The sequence below is a fragment of the Streptomyces sp. NPDC021012 genome (assembly GCF_044333355.1).
In the GTDB taxonomy this organism is placed as follows: domain Bacteria; phylum Actinomycetota; class Actinomycetes; order Streptomycetales; family Streptomycetaceae; genus Streptomyces.
This window is the reverse complement of sequence record NZ_JBIRQU010000001.1, coordinates 1,040,281-1,052,283: the sequence shown is the minus strand read 5'-3', so window position 1 is coordinate 1,052,283 and position 12,003 is coordinate 1,040,281. Positions and strand designations below refer to the sequence as shown.

The window sequence follows — 12,003 nt, the reverse complement described above, 5'->3', positions numbered from 1 at the left end:
GTAGCTCTACTTGTCCGTGACGGACAACACGTACAAGTCTGAGGCCGCCGGGCGGATTCCCGCCCCGGTTGCGCCGCCCGTACAGCAGCCGCCCGCGCTGTGGAACCGTAACTTCCGGCTCTTCTTCGTCGCCCGGGGCGTCGCCGTCTTCGGCGAGGGCATGGTCCCGGTTGCCTTCGCCGCCGGACTCCTCGGGGCCGGCCACCCCGGCTCCACCGTCGGCTACGCGCTCGGCGGCTGGACCGCCGCCTTCGCGTGCTTCGTGCTCTTCGGCGGCGTCCTCGCCGACCGGTTCACCGCCCGCCGCATGATGATCCTCGCCGACCTCCTGCGGCTGCCCGGCGCCGCCGTCCTCGCCGTCTCCTTCACCCTCGGCAGCCCGCCGCTCTGGGCCGTCTACGCCCTGTCCGTGCTCAGCGGGATCGGCGCCGCCCTCTTCCAGCCGGGCGTCGCCTCCACCATCCCCCGCATCGCCCCCGACGTGCAGCGCGCCAACGCCGTCCTGCGGGTCGTCGAGGCCCTCATGACCATGGCGGGCCCGGCCGCGGCGGGCCTGCTGGTGGCCGTGTGGAACGCGGGCGCGGCCTTCGCCGTCAACGGCGTCACCTTCGCGGTCAGCGCCGTCTGCTTCCTCCTGATACGCCTCGTCCCGATCCCCTCCGACACGGCCCGGCGCGACTCCCTCGCCACCGAACTCGTCGGCGGCTGGCGGGAGTTCCGGTCCCGGAGCTGGCTCTGGGGCGTCATCTCCATCTGGACGGTGTACGGGCTGACCGTCGCCGGGCCCATGGTCCCGCTCACGGCGAGCCTGGTCACCGAGGAGCACGGCTCGGCCGCGTACGGGGTGCTCATGGCCGTCAACGGCGCGGGCAGCGCCGTCGGCGGCCTCCTCGCGATCCGGCTGCGCCCGCGCCGCCCCCTCGCGGCGGGCGCGGTGGCGCTGACCGGCCTGCCCGTGAACCTGTTCCTGCTCGGGACGGGCGCGCCGGTGGCGGTGCTCGGCGCGGGCCAGTTCATCGGCGGGGCGGCCTTCGCCTTCTGGCTGGTGATGTGGTCGACCTCGGTCCAGACGCACGTGCCGCAGGAGGCCCTGAACCGGATGCATGCGTACGACGTGGCCGGCTCGCTCCTGATGATGGGCGTCGGCCGCACCCTGTCGGGCCCGGTGGCGGCGGCGGTCGGCACGGAGACGGTGCTGCTCACGGGGGCGGGGATCGCGGTGCTCGTGGTGACGGCGCTGCTGCTGGCGCGACCGATCAGGACGCTGCCCCGCGCGGCATAGCGGGGCATGGCCCGATCTGTTGGAAACCTGTCATCCGGGCCAATGGCGGGGCGGGGGCCGGGGCCGGGATGCTCGATGGCATGGCCCAGACAACCGAGGCGGGTACGCGTACACCCGCAGCACAGTCCCGTACCCCCCGTGTCCACCGCGCCTGGTTCGTCGCGGCGGTCACCTTCGTCACGATCATCGGCGCCGCGGCCTTCGCCTCCCTGCCGGGCCTGCTCATCGAGCCGCTGCACGAGGAGTTCGACTGGTCGCGGGGGACGATCGGCTTCGCCGTCTCGGTGAACCTCGCCCTGTACGGCCTGACGGCGCCGTTCGCCGCCGCCCTCATGGACCGCTTCGGCATCCGCAGGGTGGTGGCGGTGGCCCTGACGATCATCTCGGCGGGCTCGCTGCTCACGGTGTGGATGACGGCCGCCTGGCAGCTCGTCCTCTACTGGGGCGTCCTCGTCGGCCTCGGCAGCGGCTCCATGGCCCTCGCCTTCGCCGCGACGGTCACGAACCGCTGGTTCGTGGCCCGGAGGGGCCTGGTCACGGGCATCCTCACGGCGGCCGGAGCCTCGGGCCAGCTGATCTTCCTGCCCCTGCTCTCCTGGCTGGTCGAACACCACGGCTGGCGCCCCGCCGCCGTGACGGTCTCCCTGGCCGCCCTCACCGTCGTCCCCTTCGTCTGGCTCCTCCTCCGCGACCACCCGGCGGACGTCCGCCTCGCCCCGTACGGCGGCGAGTACACCGAGAAGCCGGCCCCGGTCACGGGCGCGGCGCGGCGTGCGGTCACCGTCCTCCTCCGCGCGGCCCGCACGGGCCCGTTCTGGCTCCTCGCCGGCTCCTTCGCGATCTGCGGCGCCTCCACGAACGGCCTGGTCAAGACGCACTTCGTACCGGCGGCCCACGACCACGGCATGCCGGTGACGGCCGCGGCCGGACTCCTCGCGGTCATCGGCGTCTTCGACGTCGTCGGCACGATCGCCTCGGGCTGGTTCACGGACCGCTTCTCGCCGCGCCGCCTGCTGGCGGTCTACTACGCGCTGCGGGGGGTCTCGCTGCTGTTCCTCCCCATGCTCCTGGCCCCGTCGGTCCACCCCCCGATGCTCTTCTTCATCGTCTTCTACGGCCTCGACTGGGTCGCCACCGTCCCGCCGACCATCGCCCTCTGCCGCGAGCACTACGGCGCCGACTCCGCCATCGTCTTCGGCTGGGTCCTCGCCTCCCACCAGGTCGGCGCCGCCGCCGTCGCCTTCGCGGGCGGCGTCGCCCGCGACGTCTTCGGCACCTACGACGTCGTCTGGTACGCCTCGGGCGCCCTGTGCGCGGCCGCCGCCCTGATGGCCCTGGTCATCAGCCGACCCCGGACGGAGGCGCCGTCCCTGGCAGGAGCATGATGACCGTCAGGGGGTGATCGCGATGAGCGGTCCTGACAACGGGCGGAGCCTTGCCCGAATGCTGCGGGTCTCGATGCTCGCGCTGTTCCTGGAGGCGGCGTTCGCCGCGGTGCTCGTGGTGATGTCCGGGTCGGTGCTCGGCTCGGCGCTCGACGAGGCCTGGCGACCGGAGCCGGGCACGGAGGGCCTCAGCGGCTGGAGCCTCATGATGCTCCCGCTCCTGCCGCCGCTCCTGCTCCTGCTCACCGCCGCCGTCTCCGCCTCGCTCGTCCTGCCGGCGGTCCTGCTCGGCGAGGACCTGGCCCGCCGCCTCGGAGGCCGTCCGCTCGCCTGGCAGCTGCTCCTCTCCGCCGCCGCCGGAGCCCTCCTCCTGCCCCTCGCGGGCTGGCCGGGCTGGCTCGCGGGCGCCGCCTGCCTCGCCCTGGCCGCCCTGCTCACCCGGCCCGCCCGCCGCGGCTACTTCGTCTCCCTGCTCCTGTGGGGCACGGTCGCGGTCCTGACCGCGTTCCTGCTGGGCGGCGCGGGCGTCTACACGGGCGTCATCGGCGCCTGACCGGGCCCGGGCGCGGCCCGTCACGGGGTCGGTGGGGTGACTACTCGCTGAAGCGGCCGAAGCGGCCGCGGTAGAACAGGAGGGGTTCGCTTTCCTCCTCCGCGCCCAGGTGCTCGACCCGGCCCACCACGATCAGGTGGTCGCCGCCCGTGTGGACCGCGGTGATCGTGCAGTCGATCCAGGCGGGCGCGCCGGCGAGGCGCGGGGAGCCGGTGGCGGGGGCGGGGGACCAGTCCACGCCGGTGAACTTGTCGGCGCCGCTCACGGCGAAGGAGCGGCACAGGGCGCCCTGGTCGGCGCCGAGGACGTTGACGCAGAAGGTCCCGGCGGCCGCGATGCGGGGCCAGGTCGTCGAGGTCCGGGCGACCATGAAGGCGACCAGGGGCGGGTCGAGGGAGAGGGAGGCGAAGGACTGGCAGGCGAAGCCGGTCGGTCCGTCCGCGTCGAGCGCCGTCATGATCGTGACGCCGCTGGCGAAGTGCCCGAGGACGCGGCGGAACTCGCCGTGGTCGACGGGGGCCCGCTCGTCGTCCCCGACCGCGCGCAGCGCCGGCCGGGGCAGTGGTTCGACGGCCGTCGGTGAACCGGCCGCTCTCAGGTGTCGGACGGCGGTGGCCGCCATCCCCGCGTGTCCCATCACACCGTCCATTGAAACTGACGGTTCGTCAGATGGGAAGCCTTCGGGGACGACGGCCACCGGCTCCCGCTATCCGGCGACCACCACCGTCGCCCGGGTCCACGCGACGCCCGCCGTGTGCCCGGTCCGGTAGGCCGTCACCCGGACGGTGATCCTCAGCCCGCGCTGGGCCTTCGTCAGCAGGAACGTCGACTTCGTCGCCCCGCTGATCGCCCGCCCGTTCGCGTACCACTGATACGCGTACGAGCTCGGCGCCGGCGTCCACGTCCCCCGGTTCAGGGTGAGCGTCCGCCCGACCCGTACCGTGCCGGTGACGTACGGAGCGGCCGTCGCCTTCGGCGCGAGCCCCACGGCGACGGTGACGCCCGCCGTCGTGTACGCCCCGCTCAGGTGCCCGGTCCGCAGCGCGGTCACGGTCACCGTCAGCTTCTTGCCGAGCGTGGCGGCGACGGGCACGTACGAGGCCCCCGTCGCGCCCGGGACCGCCACGCCGTTCGCCCGCCACTGGTAGGCGTACGAGGTCGGCGCGGGCGACCAGGTCCCGACGGCAGCCGTCACCTTGCCGCCGACCCGCGCGGTCCCGGAGACGTACGGAACCTTGGTGGGCTTGGGCGCGACGCCCTTCACCACCACGGCGGCACTGGTCGCGGTGACGACCGGATGTCCGGTCTTGCGGGCGGTCACGGCCACGGAGAGCTGCTTGCCCTGGAGGGTGGAGGGGATCGTGTACGTGGAGGCGGTGGCCCCGGCGAGGGCGACGCCGTCGGCCCGCCACTGGTACGCGTACGACTCGGCCGAGGGCGTCCACGAACCGGTGGTCGCCGTCACCTTCCCGCCGACGACGGCGGTGCCGCTCACGGTGGGGGCGGTGGTGGCGCGGAGGGGGGCGACGACGGTGAAGGTGCCCTTGTCGTACTCCCAGCCGTTGTGGGTGAACACGCTCAGGCCGCGCGCGCCGAGGCTCACGCCCGTCAGGTCGAGGGCCGCCGTCAGGCTGTGCCGGTCAGGAGCGACCGACACGGTCGTGGACCGGCGCCACTTGCCGTCCTGGCCGAGGACGGCCACCTGGTCGTTCTCGTGCAGAGCGGTACCGGTGAGCGTGACGGTGATCTTCCCCGCGCCACCCGTGGTGGGGCTCACGGTGCCGATGGCCGGCTTCTCGGTGCCGCAGTACGTGTCGGTGCACGCGGCCGTGACCCGCACGGCCGTGGACGCCTGCGCGGGCTGCGCCGGGAGCCCGATGACGAGCGTCGACGGACGGGAGACCCGTGGGGAGGAGGACCCCGACACGGAGCAGCGGTACTTGTCGCCCTCGCTCGTGTACGACCCGCGGCAGGTGTTCACGGAACTCGACTCGGCGTAGAGCACGGGAGTCGGGGACTGCTCGAAGGAACCCTCCGGCGTGAACGCCAGGTCGAAGTCGTCGCCGCCCGCGGTGGGCAGCACCGCGCAGATCGCGGTGTGCTCCTCGCTCAGGGTGCCGACGAGCGGCCCGAAGCCGTAGCTGACGTTCGGGACCTTGACGCACTCGGGCGCCGGACCGGCCGCCGTGCCGATGCGCAGCGCGTCGAACCGGTAGGTGGGCGCGGTCGCCCAGTCCGTCCTGATGAGCACCTGGTAGGCGGTGGAGCCGGTGACGGCGCAGCCCGGGTCGTAGGGGCCGCAGACGGCCTCGCCGTTCGCGTCGTACGCGAAGAACTGCGCCCTGCCCTGCGCGTCGCGCAGGCCGAGGTGCAGGGTGTCCCCGGCGTCGGCCGTCGTCACGCGCAGGCACAGGAACGTGTCGTTCGCGGGCATGGCGCCGCCGGTGGACGGGCCTCCGACGGCCGTGGCCGGGGTCGTGACGCAGCCGCGCGTGGTGGCGCCGAGGTCGTGACGGGCCACCGTGCGGGTGGTGCCCCAGTACGTGCCGGAGAGCAGGACCGTGTGCGCGAGTCCGGGAGTGAGGGCGCACGAGGTCCACCCGCCGGACGTCATGAAGCAGACCCGCTCCCCGGTCTCGTCGAAGACCGACAGCTTTCCGGACCAGTGGGACGGGCCGAACTCGATGAGCTCACCGGCCGTGTGGTCGTCGGCGGGGATCGAGAGGCACTGTGCGAAGTCCCCCTGCCCGATGGTGACCTGCGCCCGCGGGCTGTCGGCGGTGAAGTCGCCCGCCGGGAGCACCGGGCAGGAGCTCTCGCCGTCGGTGCGCTGGAACGCGACGTGGTACGTGCCCGTCATGGTCGGGGAGCCGATGGGCGTGCCGTTCATGGTGACCAGGGCGCGGTACGGAGCGGGGCCGGTCAGCACGCACACCCCCGCCTCCGCGCTCTCGGAGGCGCAGATCTGCCGGCCCGTCGCGTCCACGACCGTCGCTTCGGGGTACGGCGTGGAGCTGCCGTACGCCTTCAGCGCGGCCAGGTGGGCGCCGGAGGGCAGCGGCAGGGTCAGGCAGTCGACCTCGCCGGCTGCGTCGAACGTGCCGTTCGTGTTCGCGCCCATGGCGGCGGTGGCACAGCCCGCGAGGGAGGAGCGGTCGAGGATCAGGACCGGCTTCTCCGTGACCACGGTGTAGCGGGTCCCGGCGGTGAGGGAGCAGGTGCTCGCCCACGCCTCGCAGGCCGTGCGGCCGTCGGGGGCGTACACGGTGAGCCGCCGCGCCCAGGTGCCGTCGGTGTCGTAGACGTCGTGCGGGGCCGTGGCGGTGGGGGTGAAGGTCGCGCACGCGGATCCCGGCGAGGCGGTGGGGGCCGAGCCGAAGGCGTGGACCGCCAGGGCGGTGCATCCCGCGGGGTCGGAGAGGCGGCGGATCTTCTGGGTGTACGCGACGGGGTAGGCCGAGTCGTCGGTCCGCACCTCGGTCAGCACCCGGTAGGGGCCCTGTCCGGGGAGGACGCAGCCCGTCGAGTCGTCCGGGTTGAACTGGGGGCAGATCTGCTCCCCGCTCGCGTCGGTGATCCAGGAGTACGTCCAGCGACCGGCCTCGGCCTTGGTGTCGACGGTGATGCGCTCGCCCGGCAGGCCGGTGAAGTTCTGGCAGAGCAGGGCGAACCGGTTCGACGCCGTTCCCGTGACGGGCTCCGCGTCGTAACGGGTGCTCACCTCGGTGCCGCAGGCCGCCGTCGCCGCGAGCGGCGTGACGGCGAACGCGGCCGAGGCCCGGCTCGTGCCGCCGTTGGTGAGTCGAAGGGTGAACGTGCCCGCGTGGCCCGGTCGGCACCAGTCGTTCGCGTAGGTGCGCCGGTTGAAGCAGTCGAGCGGCGTCTCGCCGTCGTAGAGCTTGGCCTGCATGCTGCCGGCCCCGTCGTGGCGCAGCAGGTGCGGACCCGGACGCTCCACCGTGACCGTGAAGCAGGCGGTGCCGTTCGGCTCCAGGGAGACCCGTCCGATCGCGTCCCCGGGATCGCCGCCCAGCGGGGCGAGAGGCAGGGCCGGGCAGGAGTCGGCAGTGGGTTCCGTCGGGGTCGGCGTCGGGTCGACCGTCGGGGTCGGCGCGGGTGTCGGGTCCGTCGTGGGTTCCGGCGTCGGGTCCGTCGTCGGCTCGGACGCCGACGAGGGCGCCGACGAGGACACAGACGAGGGCGGCGACGCCGCCAGCGCCGTGCCCGTCGGGAGCAGGGGGCCCAGGAGGGCCGTCAGCAGGGTGGGGACCAGAAGAAGGGATCTTCCGGATCTTCGTGATTTTTCGCGCGAGCGCGCGGAGTTGAGCATTCCGTTCCCCCCGGAGCGGCAGTGTGTGGCATATGCGGCTCACACCCTAGGGCCCCGGTACGACACGTTCCGCTACCGCCCCTCGTACCGCGCCTCCCGCCGCTCCACGAAGCTCGCCACGCCCTCCTGGGCGTCCCGCGTCGTCATGTTGATCTCCTGGGCCGTCGCCTCCGCCGCGAAGGCGACGGAGCGGTCCACGTCGAGGGAGGCGTTGACCAGCTGTTTCGTGAGGGTCAGGGCGCGGGTCGGGCCCTGGGCGAGGCGTTCGGCCCACTCGCGGGCCGTCTTCGCCAGCTCGTCGGAGGGGACGACACGGTTCACGAGGCCCATGGCGAGGGCCTCCGTGGCGGGCAGGGCGTCGCCGAAGAACATCAACTCCTTGGTCCGCTGGGGGCCGATCAGGCGGGGGAGGAGGTACGCCCCGCCGCCGTCCGGGACCAGCCCCCGCCGGACGAAGACCTCGATGAAGCGGGCGGAGTCGGCGGCGAGGACCAGGTCGCAGGCGAAGGCGAGGTGGGCGCCGATGCCGGCGGCCGTGCCGTTCACCGCGGCGATGACCGGCTTCTCGCAGTCCAGTACGGCGGAGACGAAGCGCTGGGCGCCGAGGCGGATCATGCGGGAGACGTCGCCCGCGACCCGGTCGCCGGTGGACGGGGCGCCCCGCAGGTCGGCGCCGGCGCAGAAGCCGCGTCCGGTGGCGGTGAGGACGACGCAGCGGACGGCCGGGTCGGCGGAGGCCTCGTCCAGGAGGCGGATGATCTGCTCGCGCTGGTCCCAGGTGACCGCGTTCATGGCCTCGGGGCGGTTGAGGGTGATCCAGGAGACGCCGTTGTCGAGGGAGTGGAGGACGTCGGGCACGGGGACTCCTATCGGCAGACGGCCAGCGCGTCCAGGGCCACCGCGCCCTGTCCGCGCGGCAGCACCATCAGCGGGTTGATGTCCAGTTCGGCGAGGTCGCCGTCGAGTTCGAGGGCCATCCGCTGGACGCGGAGCACGACCTCGACGAGGGCGTCGACGTCGGCGGGCGGGGCGCCCCGTACGCCGTCGAGGAGGGCGCGGCCGCGGAGTTCGTCGAGCATGGAGCGGGCCTCGCGTTCGCCGAAGGGCGGGACGCGGACGGCGGTGTCGTCGAGGACCTCCACCAGCACCCCTCCCAGGCCTACCGTGACCGTGGGGCCGAAGAGTTCGTCGTGGGTGACGCCGACGACCATCTCGACGCCGCGGCCGACCATCTGGCAGACGAGGATGCCGTCGAGGTCCACCGACTCGTACCGGGCGATGTCCGTCAGCTCGCGGTAGGTGTCGCGGACCTGGCTGGCCGAGGTCAGGCCGACCTTCACCAGGCCCAGTTCCGTCTTGTGGGCGAGCTGGGCGCCCGAGGCCTTCATCACCACCGGGTAGCCCACGAGCCCCGCGGCCCGCACGGCCGCCGCCGCGCTGGTCACGAGCTGCTCGCGCGGCACCCGTATCCCGTACGCCCGCAGCAGCTGCTTCGCCGCGTGCTCGCTGAGCCGCCGGCCGGGCCGCACGAGGGCCTGGGCCTTGCGGAGGGAGGGGGAGGGGGTGCGGGGGGCCTCGTCGAAGGGGGAGCGGTAGGAGGCGGTGAAGCGGTGGTGGTCGAGGTAGGCCTTCACGGCGCCGATGCAGTTGGCGAAGGTGCGGAAGGTGGCGACGCGGGAGGAGCCGAGGAGGGTCGTGCGGTAGGCGTCCTCGGTGCCGACCGGGGAGCCCCAGACGACGCACACCAGTTTGTCCGTGGCCTCGGCGGCGTCGACGAGGTCCTGGGCGAGCTTGTCGCTCATCGGGGGGAAGGGGCCGGTGATGGGACAGATGAGGACCCCGACGGACGGGTCGGCGAGGATCGCGTCGATGATCTTCCGGCCGCGCCAGTCGCCCACCGGGTGCCCGCCGTTGTCGACGGGGTTGGCGACGTTCAGGTACTCCGGGATCCACTGGTGGAGCTCGTCCTGCTTGGCCTGCGGGAGTTCCGGCAGGGAGAGGCCCGCCGCCGTCGCCAGGTCGGCGAAGTGGGCTCCCGTGCCGCCGGAGATGGAGTACACGACGACGCCCTCGGCGAGCGGCTTGCGCGCGCGGGCGAGGAGGGCGGAGGTGTCCTGGAGCTGGTCGAGCCCGTCGACCCGGATCACCCCGTACTGCCGCATGGCCGCGTCGACGACCCGGTCGGCGCCGGTGAGCTTGCCGGTGTGGGAGGCGGCGGTACGGGCCCCGGTCTCGGTCCTCCCCACCTTCACGGCGACCACGGGCACGCCCTGGCGTGCGGCCCGGTCGGCGGCGAGGAGGAAGGACCGGCCGTCCTTGAGCCCCTCCACGTAGCAGGCGATGGCCCCGACCTCGGGGCGGCCGGCGAAGTACGAGAGGAAGTCGGCGGTCTCCAGGTCGGCCTCGTTGCCGGTGGGCGCCCAGTGGGAGAGGCGGACGCCGAGCTCCTGGAGGGTGAAGACGGGCCGTCCCTGGTGGCCGGACTGGGTGATGAGGGCGATGGCGGGGCCTTCGAGGTCCTCGCGGAAGCGCTCGAAGGCGTTGAGGTTGGTGTTGGGGCCGAGGAGGCGGAGCCCGGAGCGGCGCACGGCGGCGGCGAGCCGTTCCTGCGCGGCGGCGCCGCTCTCCCCGGTCTCGGCGAAGCCGGAGGCGAAGGCGACGGCGAACCGCACCTTGGTCTCGGCGAGTTCCTCGATCACCGGCAGGGGGTCGGCGACGAGGAGGACGGCGAGGTCGACGGGTTCGGCGAGCGCCCGGACGGACGGCACGCAGTCGATCCCGAAGACGCTCGTACGGGTCGGGTGCACGGGCACGAGCCGCGCCCCGACCCGCTCCGCCCAGGCGAGCAGCTGCCGCGTGATCCCGGTGTTGGGCCGCCCCTCGGTGTCGGAGGCCCCGATCACCGCGACGGACTCCGGCCGGAAGAACCGGTCCAGGTCGGGCACGGGCAGGTGCAGCGGCCGCCCGCTGACGTCCCGGTCGCCCGCGACGGCGGTGACGCCGTGCACGGCGTCCCTGGGTTCCTCCCCGCAGGCGACCACGCGGGCGCGGAGATCGGTGGTGAAGGTGCCGTGAGTCGATCCGAGCATCGTTCCGCTCCGCCCTTTCCGCCCATGACTTTTTACTGACGCATAGTCAGATTACAGAACTGACGCTCAGTCAGGAATGGGTGGACGGGGATCGGATCGGTCGGCTCCCCCCGGGGCGGGGTCGGAGGCGTCCGGTCGGTTCCCCCGGGGCGGGGTCGGAGGCGTCCGGTCAGTTCCCCCGGGGTGAGGCCGCAGGCGTCCCGCGGTCCGCCCGCGCGATCCGGCGCGCGATCTTCTCCGCGTCCCTCGCCATCTCGCGGAACATCCCGCTGATGGGGTTCGTGAAGCCCGTGAAGTACAGGCCCGGGGCCTCGCGCGGGCTGCGGGCGCCGTGCGCCACCGGCAGGCCGCGGGGGTCGAGGACGTTCAGGTGGCCGAGGAGGGGTTCGAGGGCGCGGCGGTAGCCGGTGGCGGCGATGACGGTGTCGGGGGTGATGCGGGTGCCGTCGGCGAGGAGGACCTCGTCGGCCTCGAAGCCTTCGACGGCGGCGACGATCTCGACCTTGCCGGCGCGGAGGGCGTCGATCAGGCCGACGTCCTGGACGGGGACGGCGCCCTCGCGCTGGCGGGTGGCGAGGCCCTTGTCGGGGCGGGGGAGGCCGTAGGGGGTGAGGTCGGGGGCGGCGAAGCGGGCGAGGAGGGCGCCCAGGCGGTCGACCACCGCCACGGGGAGCCGCCGGACGAGGATGCCGGAGCGCTGGGCGGGCCAGCCGAGGGTGGTGCGGCGGACGATGTGGGGGACGGTGCGGACCGCGAGCCGCACGCGGGCGGCCCCGCCGCCGGCGAGGTCGGCGGCGATCTCGGCGCCGGTGTTGCCGATGCCGACGACGAGGACGTCCTTGCCCTCGTACGGCCCGGGGGAGCGGTACGCGCGCGCGTGGACGAGCCGTTCGCCGTACGCGTCGAGGCCGGGCCACTCGGGCAGGTGCGGGGTGTGGTTGTAGCCGGTGGCCACGACGACCGCGCGGCCGGTGAGCCGGCGCCCGCCGGTGGCGTGCAGGATCCAGTCCGCGCCGGACCGCTCGACGCGGTGGACCTCGACCCCGGTCACGATCTCCAGCTCGTGCTTCTCCGCGTACGTCTCCAGGTAGCGGACGACGTCGGCGCGGGCGACCCAGCGGCCGAAGGAGCGGGGCATCTTCAGTCCGGGGAGGGCGGAGAGCCGCCGGGTGGTGTGCAGCCGCAGCCGGTCGTAGTGCGCGCGCCAGGAGGCGCCGATGGCCTCGGACTTCTCCAGGACGACGGCCCGGACGCCCCGCGCGCGCAGGGCGGCGGCGACGGCGAGTCCGCCGGGTCCGCCACCGATGACGTACACGGGGTGGACGGGAGGTGCGGGAGAAGTGGTGACCATGAACGCTGAGCGT

General features: G+C 73.8%; 8 protein-coding genes. 3 read left to right on the top strand and 5 right to left on the bottom strand.

What is annotated here, in order from left to right:
- Positions 1 to 10 precede the first annotated feature (10 nt).
- From ACH4TP_RS04875 to ACH4TP_RS04865, 3 genes are all read left to right on the top strand, one after another.
- Positions 11 to 1,282: an MFS transporter gene (locus tag ACH4TP_RS04875; protein ID WP_398435686.1), complete on the top strand. Its 1,272-nt coding sequence runs from the start codon at positions 11 to 13 to the stop codon at positions 1,280 to 1,282.
- A gap of 80 nt (positions 1,283 to 1,362) precedes the next feature.
- The gene (locus tag ACH4TP_RS04870) at positions 1,363 to 2,667 is read left to right on the top strand and encodes an MFS transporter (RefSeq protein ID WP_389221252.1); all 1,305 of its coding nucleotides are present in this window, start codon (positions 1,363 to 1,365) and stop codon (positions 2,665 to 2,667) included.
- A 22-nt stretch (positions 2,668 to 2,689) separates the two neighbouring features.
- Entirely contained in the window at positions 2,690 to 3,220 is a 531-nt protein-coding gene (locus tag ACH4TP_RS04865; RefSeq protein WP_398435684.1) for a hypothetical protein, read from the top strand.
- Between the two features lie 40 nt (positions 3,221 to 3,260).
- On the opposite strand, the gene ACH4TP_RS04860 is transcribed toward ACH4TP_RS04865, so the two are convergent.
- The 5 genes from ACH4TP_RS04860 to ACH4TP_RS04840 form a co-directional block, all read right to left on the bottom strand.
- Positions 3,261 to 3,842: a flavin reductase family protein gene (locus ACH4TP_RS04860; protein ID WP_398435792.1), complete on the bottom strand. Its 582-nt coding sequence runs from the start codon at positions 3,840 to 3,842 to the stop codon at positions 3,261 to 3,263.
- An 84-nt stretch (positions 3,843 to 3,926) separates the two neighbouring features.
- On the bottom strand, positions 3,927 to 7,412 hold the full coding sequence (locus ACH4TP_RS04855) for a hypothetical protein (protein ID WP_398435682.1): 3,486 nt from the start codon (positions 7,410 to 7,412) through the stop codon (positions 3,927 to 3,929).
- 210 nt (positions 7,413 to 7,622) lie between these two features.
- Positions 7,623 to 8,342, bottom strand: a complete 720-nt coding sequence (locus ACH4TP_RS04850) for an enoyl-CoA hydratase/isomerase family protein (protein ID WP_398435791.1) — start codon at positions 8,340 to 8,342, stop codon at positions 7,623 to 7,625.
- A gap of 74 nt (positions 8,343 to 8,416) precedes the next feature.
- Positions 8,417 to 10,639, bottom strand: a complete 2,223-nt coding sequence (locus ACH4TP_RS04845) for an acetate--CoA ligase family protein (RefSeq protein WP_389221240.1) — start codon at positions 10,637 to 10,639, stop codon at positions 8,417 to 8,419.
- Between the two features lie 169 nt (positions 10,640 to 10,808).
- The gene (locus ACH4TP_RS04840; RefSeq protein ID WP_398435680.1) at positions 10,809 to 11,990 is read right to left on the bottom strand and encodes a flavin-containing monooxygenase; all 1,182 of its coding nucleotides are present in this window, start codon (positions 11,988 to 11,990) and stop codon (positions 10,809 to 10,811) included.
- Between the last annotated feature and the right edge of the window lie 13 nt (positions 11,991 to 12,003).

Coding starts and splice junctions, on each gene's coding strand:
- ACH4TP_RS04870 (WP_389221252.1), top strand. CDS start 1,363: ATGGCCCAGACAACCGAGGCGGGTACGCGTACACCCGCAGCACAGTCC.
- ACH4TP_RS04860 (WP_398435792.1), bottom strand. CDS start 3,842: ATGGCGGCCACCGCCGTCCGACACCTGAGAGCGGCCGGTTCACCGACG.
- ACH4TP_RS04845 (WP_389221240.1), bottom strand. CDS start 10,639: ATGCTCGGATCGACTCACGGCACCTTCACCACCGATCTCCGCGCCCGC.
- ACH4TP_RS04865 (WP_398435684.1), top strand. CDS start 2,690: ATGAGCGGTCCTGACAACGGGCGGAGCCTTGCCCGAATGCTGCGGGTC.
- ACH4TP_RS04840 (WP_398435680.1), bottom strand. CDS start 11,990: ATGGTCACCACTTCTCCCGCACCTCCCGTCCACCCCGTGTACGTCATC.
- ACH4TP_RS04850 (WP_398435791.1), bottom strand. CDS start 8,342: ATGAACGCGGTCACCTGGGACCAGCGCGAGCAGATCATCCGCCTCCTG.